The sequence below is a fragment of the Pustulibacterium marinum genome (assembly GCF_900116665.1).
GTDB classification, from domain to species: domain Bacteria; phylum Bacteroidota; class Bacteroidia; order Flavobacteriales; family Flavobacteriaceae; genus Pustulibacterium; species Pustulibacterium marinum.
The window spans coordinates 445672-467540 of the sequence record NZ_FPBK01000001.1 but is presented as its reverse complement, the minus strand read 5'-3'; the positions used below and the strand labels follow the sequence as shown (position 1 = coordinate 467540).

20 protein-coding genes are annotated in these 21869 nt (G+C 35.1%); 4 read left to right on the top strand and 16 right to left on the bottom strand.

Annotated elements, in window-relative coordinates; all coding sequences use genetic code 11:
• Positions 1-14: 14 nt before the first annotated feature.
• Positions 15-2396, bottom strand: coding sequence for a GAF domain-containing protein (locus tag BM383_RS02160; protein ID WP_093022373.1), 2382 nt, complete (start codon positions 2394-2396; stop codon positions 15-17).
• Positions 2397-2522: 126 nt separating this feature from the next.
• Here BM383_RS02160 and BM383_RS02155 point away from each other — a divergent pair, with 126 nt between their 5' ends.
• The gene (locus BM383_RS02155; RefSeq protein WP_093022369.1) at positions 2523-3305 is read left to right on the top strand and encodes a DUF3050 domain-containing protein; all 783 of its coding nucleotides are present in this window, start codon (positions 2523-2525) and stop codon (positions 3303-3305) included.
• A gap of 40 nt (positions 3306-3345) precedes the next feature.
• Here BM383_RS02155 and BM383_RS02150 read toward each other — a convergent pair whose 3' ends face one another.
• The 10 genes from BM383_RS02150 to trmB all read right to left on the bottom strand — a co-directional run bounded on the left by BM383_RS02150 (position 3346) and on the right by trmB (position 12273).
• The gene (locus BM383_RS02150; RefSeq protein ID WP_093022365.1) at positions 3346-4734 is read right to left on the bottom strand and encodes a di-heme oxidoreductase family protein; all 1389 of its coding nucleotides are present in this window, start codon (positions 4732-4734) and stop codon (positions 3346-3348) included.
• Between the two features lie 35 nt (positions 4735-4769).
• Positions 4770-5843: an imelysin family protein gene (locus tag BM383_RS02145; RefSeq protein ID WP_093022362.1), complete on the bottom strand. Its 1074-nt coding sequence runs from the start codon at positions 5841-5843 to the stop codon at positions 4770-4772.
• A gap of 13 nt (positions 5844-5856) precedes the next feature.
• Positions 5857-7200: a hypothetical protein gene (locus tag BM383_RS02140; RefSeq protein ID WP_093022358.1), complete on the bottom strand. Its 1344-nt coding sequence runs from the start codon at positions 7198-7200 to the stop codon at positions 5857-5859.
• Positions 7201-7379: 179 nt separating this feature from the next.
• On the bottom strand, positions 7380-7709 hold the full coding sequence (locus BM383_RS02135) for a 2Fe-2S iron-sulfur cluster-binding family protein (protein ID WP_093022355.1): 330 nt from the start codon (positions 7707-7709) through the stop codon (positions 7380-7382).
• Between the two features lie 41 nt (positions 7710-7750).
• Positions 7751-8803, bottom strand: a complete 1053-nt coding sequence (locus tag BM383_RS02130) for an NAD(P)/FAD-dependent oxidoreductase (RefSeq protein ID WP_093022352.1) — start codon at positions 8801-8803, stop codon at positions 7751-7753.
• Between the two features lie 116 nt (positions 8804-8919).
• On the bottom strand, positions 8920-9168 hold the full coding sequence (locus tag BM383_RS02125) for a NifU family protein (RefSeq protein WP_093022349.1): 249 nt from the start codon (positions 9166-9168) through the stop codon (positions 8920-8922).
• 3 nt (positions 9169-9171) lie between these two features.
• Entirely contained in the window at positions 9172-10299 is a 1128-nt protein-coding gene (locus BM383_RS02120) for an Mrp/NBP35 family ATP-binding protein (RefSeq protein WP_093022346.1), read from the bottom strand.
• Between the two features lie 327 nt (positions 10300-10626).
• Positions 10627-10962 (bottom strand): MGMT family protein, encoded by a 336-nt coding sequence (locus tag BM383_RS02115; protein WP_093022341.1) that lies wholly within the window; start codon positions 10960-10962, stop codon positions 10627-10629.
• A complete protein-coding gene (locus BM383_RS02110; protein ID WP_317040050.1) occupies positions 10962-11594 on the bottom strand; it encodes a LysE family translocator in 633 nt (210 codons plus the stop codon). The genes BM383_RS02115 and BM383_RS02110 overlap by 1 nt, the downstream gene beginning before the upstream one ends.
• A gap of 4 nt (positions 11595-11598) precedes the next feature.
• Positions 11599-12273, bottom strand: coding sequence for a tRNA (guanosine(46)-N7)-methyltransferase TrmB (gene trmB / locus BM383_RS02105; protein WP_093022335.1), 675 nt, complete (start codon positions 12271-12273; stop codon positions 11599-11601).
• Between the two features lie 71 nt (positions 12274-12344).
• On the opposite strand from trmB, the gene BM383_RS02100 reads away from it, so the two are divergent.
• Positions 12345-13406 (top strand): glycosyltransferase, encoded by a 1062-nt coding sequence (locus BM383_RS02100; RefSeq protein ID WP_093022332.1) that lies wholly within the window; start codon positions 12345-12347, stop codon positions 13404-13406.
• Here BM383_RS02100 and BM383_RS02095 read toward each other — a convergent pair.
• Together BM383_RS02095 and BM383_RS02090 are read right to left on the bottom strand one after the other, a co-directional pair.
• Entirely contained in the window at positions 13353-14321 is a 969-nt protein-coding gene (locus BM383_RS02095) for a sensor histidine kinase (RefSeq protein ID WP_394331566.1), read from the bottom strand. The two genes, BM383_RS02100 and BM383_RS02095, sit on opposite strands and share 54 nt — an antisense overlap.
• A gap of 102 nt (positions 14322-14423) precedes the next feature.
• A complete protein-coding gene (locus tag BM383_RS02090) occupies positions 14424-15113 on the bottom strand; it encodes a response regulator transcription factor (protein WP_093022326.1) in 690 nt (229 codons plus the stop codon).
• 267 nt (positions 15114-15380) lie between these two features.
• On the opposite strand from BM383_RS02090, the gene BM383_RS02085 reads away from it, so the two are divergent.
• Positions 15381-17351: a lamin tail domain-containing protein gene (locus tag BM383_RS02085; RefSeq protein WP_093022323.1), complete on the top strand. Its 1971-nt coding sequence runs from the start codon at positions 15381-15383 to the stop codon at positions 17349-17351.
• Positions 17352-17439: 88 nt separating this feature from the next.
• Positions 17440-18417 carry a LuxE/PaaK family acyltransferase gene (locus tag BM383_RS02080; protein ID WP_093022320.1) on the top strand — a complete coding sequence of 326 codons (978 nt, stop codon included), beginning with the start codon at positions 17440-17442 and terminating at the stop codon, positions 18415-18417.
• Between the two features lie 63 nt (positions 18418-18480).
• Here BM383_RS02080 and tyrS read toward each other — a convergent pair whose 3' ends face one another.
• The 3 genes from tyrS to BM383_RS02065 form a co-directional block, all read right to left on the bottom strand.
• Complete coding sequence (gene tyrS, locus BM383_RS02075; protein WP_093022317.1) at positions 18481-19776, bottom strand: tyrosine--tRNA ligase; 1296 nt, start codon at positions 19774-19776, stop codon at positions 18481-18483.
• 57 nt (positions 19777-19833) lie between these two features.
• On the bottom strand, positions 19834-20304 hold the full coding sequence (locus BM383_RS02070; protein ID WP_093022314.1) for an Lrp/AsnC ligand binding domain-containing protein: 471 nt from the start codon (positions 20302-20304) through the stop codon (positions 19834-19836).
• 144 nt (positions 20305-20448) lie between these two features.
• A complete protein-coding gene (locus BM383_RS02065) occupies positions 20449-21819 on the bottom strand; it encodes a saccharopine dehydrogenase family protein (protein WP_093022311.1) in 1371 nt (456 codons plus the stop codon).
• Positions 21820-21869: the final 50 nt, after the last annotated feature.

The window sequence follows — 21869 nt, the reverse complement described above, 5'->3', positions numbered from 1 at the left end:
GTTAAGTTATTTTTTTATGATTCCACTTTTAGTTTAGCAGCTTTTAATGCTGGTAATTTATCCAAAGTAAAGTATTCATTCATATGATCTTTACTAGTATAAAGCACTTCTACGCGAATAGCTTTTAAACCACTTACGCCTTGTAGCGCTTCTAGCTCTATCATTTCTACATTATCAGAAATGTATTTTTGAACCTGTAACAATTTGATATAACGAAGGTATTCTTGTTCTTCCTTTTTAGAAGCATACACAATGGCTATTTTACCTTCTTGCGTTACACGTTCCTTGGTATTTGCTATAAATGCTTTATCTAAACGCTTTTTAATAATTTCATATCGGGCATTGTACGTTCCGTCTACATCAAACTTATGTTCATCCATTCTGAATCGGATGGAAAGCGTAGCATTATGAACTAAAATAAGTGATGCCGCTTTGAGTTTAAATGGAAGATCTGGTAAAAGTTGATAAAATTCGTTTTCCATTTCACACATTACCTGTAATTGCCAAAGCCTCAAATTACCTAAATACAATTCTGAAAACTGTCTGTCCTTGGCTATAGAACTTCCAATATACATGGTATGTTCTACACCATCGGTTTTGTAGCGTTCAAAATAGTGTGGAAACATTTTTTGTGCTTCCTCTTGCTTTTCATCGATAATGCCGGCCATGGTTTTATTTATAATTCCTATGGCATTGTCATAATCTTTTCGGTATTTGTAAACAATTCCGTTTTCATTTAAACTCTCGTAATACTTGTTTACCAGTTCCTTCATTTGATCATCTTCCTTTTTCAAATGATTTAAAACAGGATTAATTTCGTCTTGTAGAAAGTCTAAAATAAGTTGTTCACTATTGTTCTGATATTCTGTCTTTACTTGATTTAAGTACGATTTTATTCTGAATTTAATTTCATCGTAAATAGGTAACGATGCTTCTTTTGCAACTTTATCAAACACATCACTTATCAAATTCAATTGAATTAATAAATCTTTTTTAGTGGTTTGATTTCTGGCTGCTGAAGAATCTCTCACATCTATTTGCCCATATAAAGGATGTACATTCTCAAAAACAACTTCTCTAAATGTGGCTTGTTTATTAGCCATGCTTTCTTTTAGAAAACGCTTTGCTTCCTTTTCAAATTTCCAAAAAACACTGCTATGAATGGAAGTACATTCTTGTTGAATAATAGCCTCTATCCTATTCTTCTCCTCTGCTTTAGATCTCATGATAGTAACCACCAAATAAGGTATCACATCATCTAGTCTGTTTGCTACAATACTGTTCAGTTCATAAGGCCGAGGCGAACCTAACTCCAATAATCCTAGAAGCTCTTTACCATTGGAAATTGGTGCTAAAATACTACTTCGCATTCCTGCTTCATAAAAGCTTTTATAAGGCTCTGATTTTGGCGAACTCTTATAAACTGAAGTAATATCACTTACCGTGAAATATTTGTTATTAACCAGAATATCATCGTATGCTTCATCGCACAAAGCTGCTCTACAATCTAGATTACTTTCTGAACACATGAGAAAACTAAAAACGCCATCATAAGGTATCTTTTCAAATGCCTGATCTTCCTTATTAAAAATGCTAAATCCCAATTGAATGTCTGGAATTCCAAACATTGATTTAAAAATCTCAGTAAAATTGTGCAGAAAAAGTTTATTATTTTTATCTACGGCAAGTAAATTAGTTTTCAGTTCAGATATGGAACTATCCAGCGTAACATCAAAAATATTTGAAATAACAAATCCTTTACAAACGTAGCTCTCATCTGGAAAATAGTGTTTCCAAACTTCTATATTTCCAAAATTATCCAGTAGTTCTGTAATGTCCTCTTTAGTTAATTCCCGTGCTTTTTCGGTAGGTTGAATATCTATAAAATCTCCATTATAAGCCAACCTGTAATGTCTCATAATTCCTTTTGCATCTGGAATATCATAATAAGACGGGCGGCCTTTATCTAACTCAACACCATAAACTGTTTTCAAAATAGCACAACAGGCAAACATAAATTTTTCATCATCCATCAACGTTTTGATTTCTAAATGAAAAGTTTCACCAGCTTGTTCTATAATTTTATCAAATCGTTCAGATGTATAAAATACTTTATCCTGTAAAGGCGTAGTAGCAACTTTTATTTCATTGGATGAAAGGGTTGGAGTAAAAAGATCTCTCAATATCGCATCAATAGGATCTTTATAGGTATCCAAAAGCGTCACATCATCAAAACCATCTCTTAAAATTGGATATTTATTTGCAATATCCATAATACGCTCTGCACGCTCTCTAACATATTTATTTTCACTGTTTAAAAGAGCTTCATAGCTTTGAAAAAGCTTATCAAAACTTACAAGAATTTTAAACGGTAAATTGCTGTTCTTTCTATTCATAGTACAAAGATAACTATTATAAAGTCGTAAGTAGTTACGGTATTCAAATAAGCTTAGTCGTTAAAAAACCTATAAAATAACAAGGTTTCATCACTATTAATTACTTTTGACGAAAATTAAATTTAAATGACAGAAACCCTCAATATTTCTATAGAAAGCTATAGAAAACAACTACTTGACCATAAGTTATATAAAAAAATTACCACCCCAGAAGATTTAACCTTATTTTTAGAACATCATGTATATGCTGTTTGGGATTTTATGAGTCTTCTAAAAGCTTTACAACAAAAACTTACTTGCACCACTACTCCATGGATTCCTGTAGGAAATCCGCAAACCCGTTATTTGATTAATGAGATAGTATTAGCAGAAGAAACTGATATTAATAAAGAAGGGGAACATCAATCGCATTACGAAATGTATTTGGATGCCATGGAAAACTGTAATGCAAATACGGAACATATTAAATCCTTTATCGCTGCCATTGCAAATGGTGAAAATATCAATACAGAAATTAACAATGCCCAACTACCAGAAAGCATTGTTCAGTTTTTAAACTTTACATTTGCTGTAATAGAAGAAGGAAAACCTCATAAAATTGCTGCTGCTTTTACTTTTGGTAGAGAAGATTTGATACCAGATATGTTCACAGCAATTTTAAAAGAAATGCAGGCTAATTTCCCTGATTTTGATCTTGAAAAATTGATCTATTATTTTGAAAGACATATTGAATTGGACGGTGACGAACATGGGCCGCTTGCTTTACAAATGGTAGATGAACTTTGTGGTACCGACGAGCAAAAATGGAATGAAGCTACCGAGATTTCCAAAGAAGCTTTAAAAGCTAGAATCGCATTATGGGATGGTATTTACGATGCTATCCAAGAAAATAAAAAGGCTACTGTTTAGTAGCCTTTTCTTTTTATATAATTGTCATTTCAAATTCGAATTACAGTGCGTTTATAAAGGCTAGCAAATCTGCTCTATCTTGTGTAGACAATGCTTTAAAGCTTTCTTTTGAAGCCTGTGCCTCTCCACCGTGCCACAAAATGGCTTCAGTAATATTTTTGGCTCTACCATCATGTAAAAAATTGGTATGCCCGTTTACCACGTTGGTTAAGCCTATTCCCCAAAGTGGTCTGGTTTTCCATTCTTGACCATTCGCTAAGAAATCTGGTCTATTATCTGCAAGTTCTTCTCCCATATCGTGCAAAAGCATATCGGAATAAGGCCAAATTGTTTGATTACTTAAAGCAGTAATATCACTAGATCCTGTTTGCATAGAAGGAACATGACATTTTGCACAATCTAATGCATCAAATATCGCAGCACCTCGCAGTACACTTTCATTTTCTAAATTTCTAGGTGCAGGAACCGCTATGGTTTTACAGTAAAAGGCAACTGCATCTAAAATATCATCGGTAATTTCAGCATCATCATCTAAACCATCATAACCATTTGTTTGTCCGTATCCAGTTTCTGTGGGAAATAAATAATTGGTAATTCCCATATCGTGATTGTAAGCCCCGGCACATTGTTCTAAAATGGATGCCGTATTTGCTTTCCAACCAAAACGACCCAATTGCATACTTTGTGTAGACGCATCAAAAACATAGTTTGCTTTACCCGAAATTCCATCTCCATCCACATCATTCACATCTTCATTTACTAGAATTGATGTTTCCGAAATAGCTTCTAGCAATCCTAAACCAAAAACAGGCGGCGCCAAACGAGGAGAAAGTAATGGCGTACTTTCAAACGGAATATAATTTTCTACTAGATTATAATTCGGTTTTTGAAGCACCACCTCTGTTCCGTCTGCTAATGTTTCTACAATTTGGGTGTAAGAAACTTGAAATTTTGCTTCCGGCTCATATCCAAAAATAGCTTGATTTTGCACTTGCGTTCCGTATCCTGTCATTGGATTTGGCCCACCGTGCTCATCTGTTCCTTCGGCACTAATTCTTAAAAAGAAACCGCTTAATGAATTGATATTCGTTGGAAATGCTGAACGACCATCTTTTGGATGACAAGATATGCAAGATGTGTTGTTGAAAATAGTACCAATACCGCCATTAACCTCTGCAGGTGCTGTAACAAAAGCGGCCTCGAATTCTACATCTCCAAACAAATGCAAATCTAAATCTTCGCCAGACAAATTACTGGCCGGTGTACTGAATGCATTACTTGAAGTAAGGTAAACCGTTGTTGCTCCACCAGCATCGTAGCGTTCGGCAAGGGAATCAATTGCGATGTAATCATCAGCTACATCTTCTTTACAAGACGTAAATCCAAAAAAAACGGCACTTAAACCAACTAATGCAACAGTACTTTTCATTTTTTCTTTGAGTTTTTGAAAAGATTTTATTCAGCTTATAAATTTGATACAAATGGAATTAATTCTGATTCTAAGGTTGTAAACAATTCGGTTACCTTTTCCTGAGCTTCGCTTACAGCGCTTCTGTTATTTTCAATCGCATCTGTGAACGTACCTGGAATTGCCTCAATAGCATCTATTGCATCTTGAATTTGAGTTTTGATGGTAGCATCTAAACCAGCATCAGTTTCTGCAACTATATCAGAAATACCTGCTCCTGCAACTCCGTTAAAATCGCCTAAATAAATATTTTGAATACTTCTCATATTATTGGCAAAATCTAGTTTTGAGTTATTACTAAAACGTGATTCTTCTGCTTCTGGTTTTGCACTTCCGTTGTTTCCGTTTAATGGTTCTTCAATTTTTCCGTTAGCAACTTCATCTGCAATAATGGCCATTCCTTCTACAATTTCTTGTATCGCATTTTTCTGTGAAGTATAAATGGAAGTTGATTGACCTGCATTTATGAAATTTGCAGCAAAATTTCCTTGGGAAGCTAACCAACCGTAATACAATTCTTGTGTTTTACTCTCTAAATTTGACGTAGCCGCTAATAGATACTCTAATTCTCTTTCGGTAATGTCGGCTGCAGCTTTTTCACCATTCAATCCCCAAATAAAATATTCTATGGTATGAAAACCTCTTGCTTCATTATTAGATTCTAAAAGTGTTTCTGTAATTTCAGTATCACTATTTAAAATATTGTTGATCGCGTTTACATCAACTGGCCATGAATCAATCGCTGGATCAATACCTTCTGTATCTACAGGACCATATAAAAACCCTTCTGATTCTTCCCATGGAGCTCTGGTATCTTGCCACGCACTTTTTATAGCTGCAAGTGCAGTTTCATCTCCAATAGTAAATGCCTCTACAGCATCTTTCATAGAAGCTGCATTTGTATATAAACTATTGTAGGTTTCAGTAATCACATCTTTAGAAACATCTGTTAGAACTTCTAAGTATAAATCTGCATTTTCATCTATTTCTTCAGAGTCTGCGCTGTTATCGCTACAACTCGTAAAGGCCGTAATTGCTACTAATCCTAAAATTAAAAATGACTTTTTCATGATGGTTTTGTTTTTAAAATTTAAATCCTATTCCTGTTGAAAATGTTTTATCGTGTTGTTTGTGACCGGTGTAGACAAGAGTTGTTTGATCGTAATTTTCTGATCCTAATTTTCGATCTCCATATTGAATTTTCAATACAATTTTTGGGTACACGTAATAATTGAAACCTGCTGTGATAGAGCTACGCTCCCATCTTGGATTATCTACAATACTACCTTCTACATCAAACATGGTATCGTAATAATCATATCTACCAAAAGCATATAGTTTTTTTGCAGATGTAGGTTTGATGAAAGAAAGGATATTGTAACCCAACTCGGCAGAAACTCCCAAGGCATTTTTACCTACCGGAGTTCTTTTCACGCCTAAGTTATTCGACAAATTTGCATTCTTGTTGGAAACAATATTTGAGTTCTCTAAATTTCCGTACAAACCAATTGCATTAAAGCGTAAGTTTTTCTCGTTATAGGAAATATGACCTTCAACCATGGTAACGTAAGCAGACTCTTCCATATCATCCTTCGGACGGTTTGCAGCAGCATTATTTATGTAACCCGCTAGACCAACAAAAGTGTTTTTATGTGTACCGAATTGATAATCTAAACGAGCAGCAAGCGCAACAGATTCGGCAGTTGCCATTTCAAAACGAGACTGATATCCTTCTTTGATCCAACCTCTAGAGGAGAATCCGCTAGCGTCCAAACCGCTTACCACATATGCTCGATAATTGAATTTTTTAGCGAAAGTTCCATAAATTTCAACTCCATTCTCATACCACCCAAGTGGAAGAATTTCGTTTTCCATTTCTTGTCTGTGAGTTGTGAAATATTCTGTAGGGTCATCTAGCGTTTGGTGCAAACCAAAATATACTTTTAAACGACCAACACGAGCATTTAGCCAAGGAAGCATTTGAAAATTGATATGTGCTTGCTCAAGCTTTACACCGCCTCCTTTTTCTATTTCATCTTCAAACTCTCCAAACTCTTCTTGCGTATCGTAGCTCAATGTAGAAGCTGTACCTCCATGTTCAAATTCTATCTCCGATTTAAAACTGATTTTATCAGAAAAATGATAGAACAAATACAAGTTTAATCGCTCTGGATCAAATTTATCTTTTAAAGTAGGATCTGTGTCATAATTGTAGTTATAGTAATTTACAACTCCGTATCCTTTCAAATCAAAATTACTTAGGTTGAAAGTTGACTTTTTCTGAAGCGAATCTTTCTCTTGCTTCATTTCAGCTTTCAATTCTTCTTTGATTTGCTCTTTCAAATCTTGAAGTGTAGCTTGATTCAGCTCTTGTCCAAAGCTGACTAGATTAACCAAAAATAATACGATAACCCAAAAATTTCTCATGTCTTAATTTCAAAATCCGAGCAAATATATATTTTATTTAGATTTAGTAAAAATAAAATTTAAGAATTAATTAAGAAATATACTCACGGTACAACGTAATAATTAATAGATAGGCCGTCTAATTAACAAAAAAAGCCATCCCGTTTTAGGATGGCTTTTCTGAATAAAATTATTGTATGTTAAGCTTCTGGCGCTAATTCTAATGACAACCCATCTAGATCGTCGGTTAATTGAATTTGACACCCCAAGCGACTATTGTCTTTCACGTTGAAAGCTTCCCAAAGCATTGCATCTTCATCGGGAGTTTTTTCGGGTAAATCATGCTCTGATGTTATATAACATTGACATGATGCACACATAGCCATACCACCACAAATACCAATAGTTCCTTCTGGTGCTAGCTCGTATGCACGAACCAATTCCATGATATTCATGTTCATATCTGTAGGTGCTTCCACAGCATGCTCCACACCTTCTCTGTCTGTAATTTTAATGGTAATATCGCTCATATTTCTAGTTCTTAGGCTTCAATTCTAAACTTCCTCTATTATCAATCAATCGCTTTTACAACTGCTTTTTCGGCTTCTTTTCTACTTCCATCAAAACCGTCAACGCCAGAAACTGTAGTGTATTTTAGCACAAAGCGCTTTCCTGGGTTAATTCTGTTATAAACACTTTGACACATCAATGTAGCTTCATGGAAACCACAAAGAATTAATTTCAATTTTCCTGGATACGTATTTACATCACCAATGGCATAAATACCATCGATGTTGGTTTGATAATCCAACGCATTATTTACTTTGATAGCATTCTTTTCAATCTCTAATCCCCAGTTGGCTATTGGACCAAGTTTTGGAGTCAATCCAAATAATGGGATAAAATAATCCGTTTCTAACTTAAAAGCTTCTCCTTCTTTCTCAATTGTCACGGCAGTTACTGTTTCATCACCATGAATTTCAGTAATCTCAGCAGGCGTAACCAAATTAATTTTCCCAGCTGCTTTTAGATCTCTTACTTTCTCAACCGAATCTAAAGCACCACGAAACTCATTTCTTCTATGAACTAATGTAACAGATTTCGCCACGTCTGATAAAAAGATACTCCAATCTAAAGCTGAATCTCCTCCACCAGCGATGACAATATCTTTATGACGGAACTGCTCTGGATCTTTCACAAAATACTCTACACCTTTCTCTTCGAAAACATCAATATTTGGAATCTGAGGTTTTCTTGGTTCAAAAGTTCCTAAACCACCCGCAATGGCTACTGCTTTTGCATGATGTTGTGTTCCTTTATTTGTGGTAACTATAAATGTACCGTCTTCTTGCTTGTCTATAGTTTTAGCGGTTTCACCCAAGGTAAAACCTGGTTGAAATTGTTTGATTTGTTCCATTAGATTGGTAACCAAATCACCTGCTAAAACTTCTGGATAACCAGGAATGTCAAAAATAGGTTTCTTAGGATATAATTCTGCCAACTGCCCACCTGGTTGTGGTAACGCATCAATAATGTGGCATTTCATTTTTAATAATCCAGCTTCAAAAACAGCAAAAAGTCCGGTTGGGCCGGCTCCAATGATAAGAATATCTGTTTCTATCATAATTTCATATTTGTGGCGTTCGCAAAACACCCTTGATTTATAAAATGTATAATAAAAATTCAACTCATGAAAGCATTGCTATTCCTGAGTTGAATCTAAATAATATGTAATGTATTTTAAGCTATATTGCTTACGTCTACTACCTGTTCAATTTGTGGAACGTACTTTTTAATCGTCATTTCCACACCACTTTTCAGCGTCATCTGGTTTACAGAACAACCTACGCAAGCACCTTCTAAACGTACCTTCACCAACTTATCTTCATCTATAGACACTAGTGAAATGTTACCTCCATCACTTTCTAAAAAAGGACGAATTTCATCTAGTGCTTTCTCAACGTTTAATCTAATCTCTTCTGATGTCATAATTTATTTTTTAACTGCCGAACAACCTGCCATAGTTGTAATTGCAATGGCCTCGGTTGGTGGTAAACTTTGGTTTCGGCTAACCACTTCTTGAACAACATTTTTGGTAAGTTGGTCAAACGCATCTGCAAGCGGAGTGTTTTCTTGCAATGCTGCAGGACGACCTACATCACCAGCTTCTCGAATACTTTGAACCAACGGAATTTCTCCTAAGAAAGGAACTTGTAAATCTTCTGATAAGTTCTTGGCTCCTTCTTTTCCAAAAATATAATATTTATTATCTGGTAATTCTTCCGGAGTAAAATAAGCCATGTTCTCTACGATTCCCAATACAGGAACGTTGATAGACTCTTGCTGAAACATTGCTACTCCTTTACGCGCATCGGCTAAAGCCACATTTTGTGGTGTACTTACCACAACTGCACCTGTAATCGGCAAGGATTGCATGATGGAAAGGTGAATATCTCCTGTCCCTGGAGGAAGATCTAATAATAAGAAATCTAACTCGCCCCAAGCCGCATCAAAAATCATTTGATTTAATGCTTTTGCCGCCATAGGTCCTCTCCAAATTACTGCTTGGTTTGGTTGTGTAAAGAAACCTATTGAAAGAATTTTAACTCCATAATTTTCAATTGGCTTCATTTTAGATTTACCATCAATGTCTACAGCCAGTGGCTTTTGATCTGCTACATCAAACATAATAGGAGCTGAAGGTCCGTAAATATCAGCATCTAAAACTCCTACTTTAAAGCCCATTTTAGCTAAAGTAGCTGCTATGTTTGCTGTGATCGTAGATTTTCCTACTCCACCTTTACCAGAAGCTACTGCTACAATGTTTTTGATTCCAGGAATTGACTTTCCTTTAATTTCAGGCTTTTCAGGTGTTTCTACTTTAATATTCACCTTAATTTTAGCCTTTTCGTATACTTTATCGTGGATCACTTTCATGATTTCCACTTCTGCTTTTTTCTTAGCTTGTAAACTAGGATTTCCAATCACCAAATCTACAACCACTTCATCACCAAACGTCATCACATTCTGTACAGCACCGCTTTCTACCATGTTCTTTCCTTCACCAGGAACTGTTATACTTTCCAACGCTTCGATTATTTCTTTTCTATCTAATTTCATGCTAATGCATTAATTTATACTGATTCTAATAAACAAAGATACGGCTTAAATTTGGTTTGAAAAAAGAGAAACCTCTTCTAGTTTAGGACGCAATTTAGTTGATTAAAAGCAGCTTGTTCAATGACAATTATCAGTTTGTAACTAAGGTTACATAATATTTTCCTTTTGAAATGAACACTTATTTCTGCTTAAAGACCATCTTATAACTTTAATTTTTAATAATCACACTCAAACAACAAACCAAGTTGATGGAACCAATATTGAAAACGGAACCGAAGTGAGATTGGTAACGTCATTAGAAAATAAGAAAAGTTAAAGTGTATGTTTTTAAAGACTCAGTTCTACAGCCGGATCCCAAAAAACATCCTTAAAACGCTGTACTTGATTATCCTTTACTTCAATACCTTCAGATTCTAGCAATTGTTGCATGAGATTGGTTCCTTCAAAATGAAATTTACCTGTTAACATTCCATTTCTATTTACCACTCTATGAGCAGGAATATCTTCTCTTCCTTTACAATTATTCATTGCATACCCAACCATTCGCGCAGATCTTGCAGCTCCTAAACATTTTGCGATAGCACCGTAAGAAGTGACTCTTCCAAAAGGAATTTCGCGCGCCACGTCATAGACATTTTCAAAAAAATTAGGAGGTAGGGCCATTATTGGTATAAGATTTTTACAAATGTTAAGATGGTTAAACCCAACATTAATCCGCTCATAATGTAATCTGAATACTGTGAAAATTTATTGCTTTTATTTTCTAACTTATGGAAGTAAAATATATAAACATACAGAATACTGAAAGTTCCTAGCATAGCGCCAACAACGAAGAGAACTGTGTCTTCCCATTGAAATTTTATCCAGCCACTTACGCGCCAAGCAGTATTTAAACCACAATAAAAAGGTAGTAACATTAAGTTAAGCGCTCCCATAAACATTCCTTTGAAGAAACTGTTTCTGCGACTCACTTCTACATACTTAATTTGCTTTTTATTCTTAATCCCCTTTTTAGCATGAAAGAAAAAATAAACCGCACAAATAGCGAAAATACCTAAAGCTATTTTCATTAAAACATTCACTACCTGCGGGTTTTTAGATAAAAATTTGGAGATAAAAACAGCTATTAAAGCTTGAATACCTACAATAACACATACTCCAAAACTGAAAAAAACCGCGTTTCGTTTTCCTTTTTCTGCACTAATTTTTGCCGCATTCATGTTTAGCAAACCGGGTAACAAGGATGCGCCAAAAGAAGAGGCAAAAGTTGCAAAAAAAAGTATAATTAAATGCACAATACTAAGCTATTTTAAATTTGATGTAGGTAATTGGTTTTCCTTGCTCAAGATACTGATTTTCATAGAAAGTTTGAATACTTGTAACTTCGGCAGGTGCACCTTCGTTTCTGTAAACGTTATGATTGGCATACAAAACTTCATGGCCTTCACCATGTAACAAACCTAAAGTGTAGCCATGCATAAACTCGCTATCGGTTTTTAAATGCATGATTCCGTCTGGTTTTAGAATTTTCTTGTAGCGTTGCAAAAATTGAGTATTCGTCATTCTATGCTTGGTACGCTTGTATTTTATTTGTGGGTCTGGGAAAGTAATCCAAATTTCGCTCACTTCATTTTCAGCAAAAAGTTGGTCTACCAATTCAATTTGCGTACGCAAAAAACCAACATTTGAAATTCCTTCTTCAATAGCCGTTTTTGCGCCTCTCCAAAAACGTGCTCCTTTTATATCTATACCTATGAAATTTTTCTCGGGATACATCTTCCCCAAGTTCACAGAATATTCTCCTTTTCCACAACCAAGTTCAAGCACTATTGGATTAGTATTCTTAAAAAAGTCATCATTCCATTTTCCTTTTAAGGGAAAAGTAGCTTCTGTAACTTCTTCTCTTGTTGGTTGAATTACGTTTGCAAAAGTTTCATTCTCTCTAAAACGTTTCAGTTTGTTTTTGCTACCCACAACAATAATTTAAAATTTTGGCAAAATTAAGGAAAAGTTTATCAGGTCAAAATCTTATTATATTTGTTTTTATGAGCAGTAAGAAACGTATTTTGGTAGCGCCACTAAATTGGGGACTTGGACACGCTACACGTTGTATACCAATAATCCACGGATTAATTGATGAGAATTTTGAACCTGTATTGGCTTCCGATGGTATTGCCTTACAACTTTTGAAAAAAGAGTTTCCAGAGTTGGAGCATCACGAACTACCGTCATACGATATAGAATATGCTAAAAATGGCAAGAATTTTAAGCTGAAAATGATTTGGGATTCACCCAAAATGCTCAATGCTATTAATAAGGAAAGAAAAGTTGTTGATACACTAGTGGATACTTTACGTATAGACGGAATTATTTCTGACAATCGGTTAGGTATTCAAACAAAGAAAGTGCCTTGTGTTTTCATTACACATCAATTAAATGTACTTACTGGAAATACCACTTGGCTCAGTTCAAAAATTCATCAAAATATCATCAAAAAATATGATGAATGCTGGGTTCCCGATTTGAAACATAAACCAAATCTTTCCGGAAAATTGGGACACCTGAAAAAAGAAAAATTCAATATAAGATATATAGGTCCGTTAAGTAGGTTACAAAAAAAAGAAACCCCAATTATTTATGATGTAATGGCTATTATTTCTGGTCCTGAACCACAACGCACCTTTCTTGAAGAATTACTTATGGAAGAACTTGCGAACTTTGGCGGGGATGTTTTGCTTGTGAAAGGAAAAATTCAAGAGGAGCAAATTACTGAGAAAAAAGGGAATCTTACTGTTTGGAATTACATGACGAAAGAACAACTGGAAGAAGCTTTTAATCAGAGTAATATGATTGTAAGTAGAAGTGGATATACTACCATTATGGATTTAGCCAAGCTTGGAAAACGAGCCTTTTTCATACCTACACCCGGGCAATACGAACAAGAATATTTGGCTAAAAGATTGCACAAAAAAGGAATGGCGCCTTACTGTAAACAGGAAGATTTTAACCTGAATAAACTATTGGAAATTCAGTTATATGCAGGTTTCGAAAATTTAAGCTTTAGTATTGACTTTGATAGTCTCTTCGGCCTTTTCAAGAGTGAATGAAAACTCTGAACCTACTCCAAATACACTTTCTACATAAATTTTTTCATCATGAGCTTCCACAATGTGTTTTACTATAGAAAGGCCTAGACCAGAACCGCCTTCTTTACGGTTTCCACTTTTGTCAACTCTATAGAAACGCTCAAAAAGTCGAGCTATATTTTTGTTTTCAATACCTTCACCATTATCGGTAACTCTTACGATTACCTTATTTTTTACAAGATTTTCTATACTCACTTCTGTGGTACCGTCTTCTTTCCCGTATTTGATGGAATTTACGACCAAGTTAACGATGCATTGTTGAATTCGTTCTTTATCGGCATTCACATAAACAGGTTCATATTTGGTGTCAAACGTTAATACAATATTCTTTTTGGCAGCTTTCATTTCTACCATATCAAAAACACTTTGCACCACTTCAACAATGTCAAAAACTTCTCTATGCAATACTAAATTTCCAACCTCCAATTTGGAAATCATATCAAGATCATTCACTATATAAATCAATCTATCAACGCCCTTGGTAGCTCTGGTCAAATATTTTTTGCGAATATTTTTGTCTTCCATCGCGCCATCAAGCAAGGTTTCCAAATATCCCTGAACGGTAAACAATGGTGTTTTCAGTTCGTGCGAAACATTTCCCATAAATTCTTTACGGTACTCTTCACGACCTTTTAAAGTTTCGATCTGAACTTTTTTGTTTCGGGCAAATTTTTCGATCTCCTTGGTCAAGGTTTCCATATCAGTGGTTACCGGTTGACTATTAAAAGTTGTAGACTCCAACAACGACACATCATCATAGATTTTCTTGACTCTTTTATAGATGAATTTCTCTACTCTATATTGAAGAAATAAAAAGGTAAATGGAAAAATTGTAAGGGTGAATAATGCAACTAACCACCACTCTAATCTTTCCACATAAAACAAAATAAGCACTACTAACAACGATGAAGTAATAGTTGTATATAGTGCTGATCTTAAAGCGAACCTGTAAGATTTCCTAAGCTTTCTCGCCATTAATTATAAAACAAATTTATAGCCTACACCTTTGATAGTTTTAAAGTGATCGTCGCCAATTTTCTCTCTTAATTTTCGGATATGTACATCAATGGTTCTTCCGCCAACAATAACTTCATTACCCCATACACGATCCAAAATTTCTTCTCTCTTAAACACCTTCCCTGGACGAGAAGCTAGTAAAGAAAGTAATTCAAATTCCTTACGTGGTAAAATAATTTCATTTCCTTTTTGAATGATTTTATATTCCACACGGTTAATCACAATATCACCAACGGTTACAATATCATCGGTAACTTCTTCCTTATCTTCTTTTAATCTTCTAAGCAGAGCTTTTACTTTACTTACTAAGACTTTTGGTTTGATAGGCTTAGTTATATAATCATCTGCACCAGCATCAAACCCAGCCATTTGAGAATAATCTTCACCTCTGGCAGTTAGAAAGGTAATTATGGTTTCAGAAAGATCGGATATTTTTCTAATTTGCTCACATGCTTCGATACCATCCATTTCTGGCATCATAACATCCATAATAATTAAATGTGGCTTTTCTTTTTTGGCTTTGGCAACAGCTTCCAGTCCATTTTCTGCAGTTGAAATTTGATATCCTTCTGATGATAAATTGTAACCAACTATCTCTAAAATATCCGGCTCATCATCTACCAATAAAATCTTAATATCCTTTTTCTTCATAACGTTTGGTTGTGTTAATGCCGTCAAAAGTAAATATAATATTAAAATTTGAATGCTATTAACTTTCTTTTAATCTAAAGCTTAAAATCATAAAGCTATCATGATTTTTAGATAATCTTAATTTAACAAATAACAGAGTTACTTACAAAATTCTAAGAATCTTTAAATCCGTATTACGGGTCGTTACCAAATTGTTAAACGCAAAGCATAAAAAGCTAACCACTCACAATTTTTGCTATTTTTGCAACAAATTTAAACGCATAAGTTATGAAAAAAATCTACTTTCTTATTTTCTCACTCCTTATGAGCGGCATTGCTTTAGGTCAAAATGCATCTGACCTATATTTTAGCATGTATGCTGAAGGATCCTCAAACAATAAGTTTTTGGAAATTTACAACGGTACAGGAGCTGATGTTGACCTAAGTGGTTATTCAATTTCTACCTGTAGTAATGGTTGTGATGAAATCTCTCAGTTTGATTACCCAAACAACGTTTCTTTTGACGCCGGAACTATTCTAGCCGCTGGAGATGTTTATGTAATTGCTCATCCAAGCGCAGATGCATCCATCTTAGCGGTTGCTGATGAAACTTTTACGCACTTAAGTAACGGAGACGATACAATTGCCTTAACTATTTCGGGAGCTACTGCTGACACCTATACTATTGTAGATATTATTGGTGATCTTGGCGGAGATGTTGGTAGTGGTTGGGATGTAGCGGGAATTTCTGCAGCAACTCAAAATCATACCCTTACCAGAAAAACATCGGTTTGTGGTCCAAATGCAACAGAACTTGGTTCTTTTGGTACAGATGCTGAAACCTCTGAGTGGATTGTAACAGATATTGACACAGAATGGGCGAACCTAGGTTCATACACTGGATGTTCTACTAGTCCGGTATTAACTATTACTGCTCCATTAGATGGTGAAGAATTTGAATCAGGTACAGCTTTGGTTACAGTTTCAGTTTCTACTCAAAACTTTGATGTAGCAGCTGTTGGCGCTGGAGACGGACACATCCATTGGATGGTTAACGGGGTTGCGCAACCAATGAAATACGATCTTAACGATGAAACCATTTCTACCGTTGATGGTGAATCTTATACGGTTTACATGGAGCTTGTTGATGATAGCCATACAGCAATATCACCTGCAGTAAACCAAACAATCACATTTTCCGTAGCTAATCCATGTGACCTTTCATTAGGAACTGAAACAGCTACTTGTGATGCATCTACATCAGAAATTGACACGTATACTGCTACCATTGATTTTACAGGAGGTGGAAGTTCTACGTACACTATTACTGTAAACGATGGTATTGTTGGTGGTGATGATCCTTCAACCAATGCAGATGGTACTATTATCATTACAGATATTGCTGAAGGAACAAACTTAACCGTTTCTATTTTAGGAGACTCATCTGATAGTAGTTGTGACTTTTCAACATATATAGAAAGCCCTGTTTGCTTAGGAGATGTAACTTGTGCAAACGCAGGTGACGTTATTATTACCGAAATTATGCAAAACCCATCTGCCGTTTATGATAATGAAGGTGAGTGGTTTGAATTATACAATACTACCTCAAGTGATATCAACATGCAAGGTTGGGTAATTAAAGATGAGGCTAGTGAAGGCGAAGAATTTACCATTTCTGCGCTTACTATTCCAGCAAACGGTTATGTTGTGTTAGGAACAAATGCTGATGTTACTACAAATGGTAATGTAACAGTTGATTACGAATACGGTTCTGCTATTTCTCTAGGTAATGGAACAGATGGAATTATTATTGAATGTACTGAAACCGTTATTGATCAAGTAACTTGGGATAATGGTGATACATTCCCAGATCCAAACGGTGCAAGTATGGAACTAGCAACTAATGCTTACGATGCAACTTCAAACGACGATGGAGCTAACTGGGCTGAAGCTACTTCTACTTACGGCGATGGAGATCTAGGTACTCCAGGACTTGAAAATGATAATACTATGTCTACAGATAAGTTTGCAAATGCTTCTTTCAGTATGTATCCAAACCCTGTAACAAATGGTACTTTGAACATTGTTAGCAACCAAGATGGTGAAATGAATGTTCAAATTTTCAACTTACTTGGAAAACAAGTATTGAATACAATGACAACTGAAACTATAAATGTAAGCGCTCTTAAAAGAGGTGTTTATTTAGCAAAAGTGACTCAAAATGGAGTTTCTTCTACTCAGAAGTTAGTTATTAAATAAGAAATAAGTTGATTTCAACATACAAAAAGCTTCCTAGAAACGGGAAGCTTTTTTATTTTCAGTAATTTTGCCTTTCAAAGAAATTGCAATGAACACCAACTTTATTTTTGATATTAAAACGGAAGCTGATTTTACCCAAGCTTCTTTAAATATATTTCAGCATCAATATCAAAATAATAAAGTCTACAAACTGTTTTGCGATTTGCTGAAAACGGATATAGACAAGGTTGATGCTATTGAGAAAATTCCGTTTCTACCCATTCAATTTTTTAAAAGTCATGCGGTGCTTTCAGGGATTGCTCCTGTTGAAGAAACCTTTAGCAGTAGCGGCACTACCGGAAGCGTTACCAGTAAACACATGGTCACCGATATTTCGGTATACGAAGAAAGTTTTAGAAAAGGATTCAAACATTTCTATGGCGATGTTGAAGACTATGCCATTCTAGCGCTTTTACCTTCTTATTTAGAACGAACAGGTTCTTCTTTAATTTACATGGTAGATGATCTCATCAAACAATCCAATAATCCTGAAAGCGGTTTTTACCTTCACAATTTAGAAGAGTTGAAAGATAAATTAATTGCTTTAGATGAAAGCGGACAAAAAGTATTGTTGATCGGTGTTTCTTTTGCGTTGTTAGATTTGATTGAAGCGCATCAATTCAGCCTTAAAAACACCATTGTTATGGAAACTGGCGGTATGAAAGGTAAACGAAAAGAAATGATTCGTGCCGAATTGCATCAAGTTCTCGCCGAAGGTTTTGGAGTTGAGCACATTCATTCAGAATACGGAATGACCGAATTATTAGCGCAAGGATATTCTAAAGGAAAAGGTATTTTTGAGCCATCGCCCTGGATGAAAATTTTAACGAGAGATACTGAAGATGCCCTTACTTTGCAACCTATAGGAAAAACTGGAGGTATCAATGTTATTGATTTAGCCAATGTAAATTCGTGTTCTTTTATCGCTACGCAAGACTTAGGAAAAGTGTATGAAGACGGTAGTTTTGAAGTGATTGGCCGATTTGATAATTCGGATATTCGCGGTTGTAATTTGATGGTTTTGTAAAATTTTAGTCATAAAAAAATCCCGCCAAACGACGGGATTATTGATATTATATTTCTTCAGAAATTACTTCACTACCAAAACGTAATAGTTTTTCTTTCCTTTTTGCAATAACACAAATTTGTTGTTGATCAAATCTTCTTTAGTAATGGTAAAATCTTCTTTTACTTTTTCTTTATTTACCGAAATTGCATTTTGCTTTAACTCACGACGCGCAGCTCCATTAGAATCTAAAAAGTTGGTTTTAGCCGCCAAAGCGCCAATCATATCCAATCCTTCTTCTACATCAGCCATGGTTACTTCTGCTTGCGGGACACCTTCAAAAACATCTAAAAACGTTTTTTCATCCAATTCTTTCAAATCTTCAGAAGTTGATTTTCCGAATAAAATATCAGACGCTTTTTGAGCTTTTACCAATTCCGCTTCAGAATGCACCATAATGGTTACTTCTTCTGCTAATTTTTTCTGAAGTGCTCTTGCATGTGGCGCTTCTCTATGTTCTGCAATTAAAGCTTCAATTTCTTCCTTAGACAAGAATGTGAAAATCTTAATGTATTTTTCAGCATCTTCATCAGAGGTATTCAACCAGTATTGGTAGAATTTATATGGCGAAGTTCTTTCAGCATCTAACCAAATATTTCCACCTGCAGTTTTTCCAAACTTGGTTCCGTCTGCTTTGGTAATCAATGGACACGTCATTGCATACGCTTTTCCGCCGCCGATTCTTCTAATCAACTCAGTTCCCGTAGTAATATTTCCCCACTGATCGCTACCACCCATTTGTAGTGTACAATCTGCATCTCTGTATAAATGGAGGAAATCATACCCTTGTACCAATTGATAAGTAAACTCAGTAAAACTCATACCTTCTGCAGACTCTGAAGACAAACGTTTCTTTACAGAATCTTTGGCCATCATGTAGTTTACGGTAATGTGTTTCCCGACGTCACGAATGAATTCTAAGAACGAAAAGTTCTTCATCCAATCGTAATTATTAACCAATTTTGCAGCGTTTGGAGCATCTGAATCAAAATCTAAAAAGCGCGATAATTGCTCTCTAATAGCATTTTGATTGTGACGTAACGTAGCTTCGTCTAATAAATTCCTTTCGTTTGATTTTCCTGATGGATCTCCGATCATTCCTGTTGCACCACCTACCAACGCATATGGTTTATGGCCGCATTCCTGGAAATGCTTCAACATCATTACACCCACTAAGTGACCAATGTGTAATGAATCTGCTGTAGGATCTATCCCCACATAAGCAGCACGCATACCTTCCATTAAATGTTCTTCAGCTCCGGGCATCACATCGTGAATCATGCCCCTCCAGGTAAGTTCTTCAACAAAATTTTTAGACATTGTATTCTTTTTTGATAAGCAGCAAATATAATGGATTTGCCTAGTTCTTTCAAGAATTTAAATACCTATTTGTCGGTCTATTTGTTGATCAAGAGAGATGAAGGTTTCAGTACGTGAAACCCCTTCAATAGATTGTATTTTATGATTTAGAACATTCATTAAATGCTCATTATCTTTACAAAGAATTTTCACCAAAATACTCCAATTTCCTGTAGTGTAATGGCATTCCAAAACTTCCGGAATTTCTTCTAAAACTTTAACAGCTTCTGGATTTCGCATTGCTTTGTCAAGATAAATACCAACGAATGCCATGGTAGAATATCCTAAAACTTTTGGATTTACAACAAATTTTGAACCTGCAAGTAGCCCGCTTTGTTCCAGTTTTCGCAGTCGCTGATGTATTGCAGCTCCAGAAATTCCAATATTTCTGGCTATCTCAAGAATTGGTTTTCTAGCATCTTCCATGAGATAGCGTAGAATTTCTTTATCAATTCCATCAATAGTTACAATATTACTTTCAGACTTCATTATTTATTTAAATTTAGAGCTAAAAGTACACATTTAATTCAAAAATGAAAGAGAAGCGCATGGATATATTAAATTTTTGTAAAATCATCATTAAAACATCTGATTTTATACAAAAAGGTAAAATTTTATTAAAATTGATTGCTATTATCCAAATACGTTATCGGGGTTATAGCCCATGTAAGCCGTCTTTTGGGTTGTGAATAAAATATTATGGTCTTCTAATTCTTCTAAAACTTTGCTATAAACCTCCTTATGAATAGGCAATTGAACGCCCGGAGTGGTAATTTTTTTATTCAAAATCAACAGTGTAGCAATAGCCACAGGCAAACCAACGGTCTTGGCCATAGCTGTGTATGTTTGATTTTCACCAATCACCACCATACTGGTATCCAATTGTGCTTTTTCGCCATCTTTTTCATATCCAAATTTGTGATACATCACAATCATATCTTTATCGTGGGAAGCCAAACTCCAACTTGCTTCCAATATCTCTTGAAGTATTTGCGCGGGTGTTCCACTTTGTGTCTTTATTTTCCTGAAATCATCAAACAAACCAAGTTCTACCAGCTTTTGCCATACAATATCATCTTGATCTATTTTAAGGTAGTGTCGCAACTTCAATTCTACAGAATCAGTTGGTGAATAGGCCAAGAATAAATTAAGAAAATTGCGATAACTCATACCTTCGGAGTTTTCAATTTGAAAAGAATCATCGGTTAATCCCAATTGCACAAACAAATTCCAAGCCCTTGAAAAACCAACTCTTCTCATAGTACCACGATACAACGTAAGTACATCATCTAACCCATAAACGGACCTATATTTTAGAGAATCTCTATTCGCATACGCTTCAAAACTCCCATAGTCTTTAATTTGAAGAAATTCAGTTCTTCTAAATAATTTGTGATATGGAATGTATTTATAAGTACCTTCTTGAATGAATTTTGCAGCGCCACCTTGCCCAGCTAAAACTACATTTCTTGGATTCCAGGTAAACTTGTAATTCCATAAATTAGTATCGGATTCCGGAGCTACAAGTCCACCACAGAAAGACTCAAACAACAACATTTTCCCACCGTTGTCTCTTATGGAATCGATTTCTCTCATAGCACTCATATGGTCTAAACCGGGGTCGAGTCCTATTTCATTCATAAAAACAAGTCCATTTTCTTTAACAGCAGCATCCAAAGCCATCATTTCATCACTGATGTAAGAAGCCGTAACCAAGTGTCTTTTGTGAGTAACACAAAGTTTTGCAATATGAATATGCAAACGTGCTGGTAACATAGAAACTACAATGGCTGAATTGGAAATATATTTTTGGACATCTTCTATTTGAAAAATATCTAACTTTATAAGTGTGACATGCTTGCTCTCTTTAATGGTTTCTGGAATCGATCTAAAATCTCTATCAATAACCTGTATGTGAAGTAATTGATCAACCGCATGAACCACAAAATAGTTTAAAAGGTATGCAGTTGATTTTCCAGCTCCGAATATCACAATATTTCTCATGTTTGTATCTTATTTCTTATGTAACTTTGTTGCAACTAATTGTTCTAAAT

Bases quoted from the DNA above. Each gene is read 5' to 3' on its own strand.
- BM383_RS02115 (WP_093022341.1), bottom strand. From the start codon at position 10,962: ATGGCCCTACCTCCTAATTTTTTTGAAAATGTCTATGACGTGGCGCGC.
- BM383_RS02100 (WP_093022332.1), top strand. From the start codon at position 12,345: ATGAGCAGTAAGAAACGTATTTTGGTAGCGCCACTAAATTGGGGACTT.
- BM383_RS02090 (WP_093022326.1), bottom strand. From the start codon at position 15,113: ATGAAGAAAAAGGATATTAAGATTTTATTGGTAGATGATGAGCCGGAT.
- BM383_RS02140 (WP_093022358.1), bottom strand. From the start codon at position 7,200: ATGAGAAATTTTTGGGTTATCGTATTATTTTTGGTTAATCTAGTCAGC.
- BM383_RS02085 (WP_093022323.1), top strand. From the start codon at position 15,381: ATGAAAAAAATCTACTTTCTTATTTTCTCACTCCTTATGAGCGGCATT.
- BM383_RS02150 (WP_093022365.1), bottom strand. From the start codon at position 4,734: ATGAAAAGTACTGTTGCATTAGTTGGTTTAAGTGCCGTTTTTTTTGGA.
- BM383_RS02155 (WP_093022369.1), top strand. From the start codon at position 2,523: ATGACAGAAACCCTCAATATTTCTATAGAAAGCTATAGAAAACAACTA.
- BM383_RS02125 (WP_093022349.1), bottom strand. From the start codon at position 9,168: ATGACATCAGAAGAGATTAGATTAAACGTTGAGAAAGCACTAGATGAA.
- BM383_RS02070 (WP_093022314.1), bottom strand. From the start codon at position 20,304: ATGAAGTCTGAAAGTAATATTGTAACTATTGATGGAATTGATAAAGAA.
- BM383_RS02135 (WP_093022355.1), bottom strand. From the start codon at position 7,709: ATGAGCGATATTACCATTAAAATTACAGACAGAGAAGGTGTGGAGCAT.
- tyrS (WP_093022317.1), bottom strand. From the start codon at position 19,776: ATGTCTAAAAATTTTGTTGAAGAACTTACCTGGAGGGGCATGATTCAC.
- BM383_RS02065 (WP_093022311.1), bottom strand. From the start codon at position 21,819: ATGAGAAATATTGTGATATTCGGAGCTGGAAAATCAACTGCATACCTT.
- BM383_RS02120 (WP_093022346.1), bottom strand. From the start codon at position 10,299: ATGAAATTAGATAGAAAAGAAATAATCGAAGCGTTGGAAAGTATAACA.
- BM383_RS02145 (WP_093022362.1), bottom strand. From the start codon at position 5,843: ATGAAAAAGTCATTTTTAATTTTAGGATTAGTAGCAATTACGGCCTTT.
- BM383_RS02080 (WP_093022320.1), top strand. From the start codon at position 17,440: ATGAACACCAACTTTATTTTTGATATTAAAACGGAAGCTGATTTTACC.
- BM383_RS02130 (WP_093022352.1), bottom strand. From the start codon at position 8,803: ATGATAGAAACAGATATTCTTATCATTGGAGCCGGCCCAACCGGACTT.
- BM383_RS02160 (WP_093022373.1), bottom strand. From the start codon at position 2,396: ATGAATAGAAAGAACAGCAATTTACCGTTTAAAATTCTTGTAAGTTTT.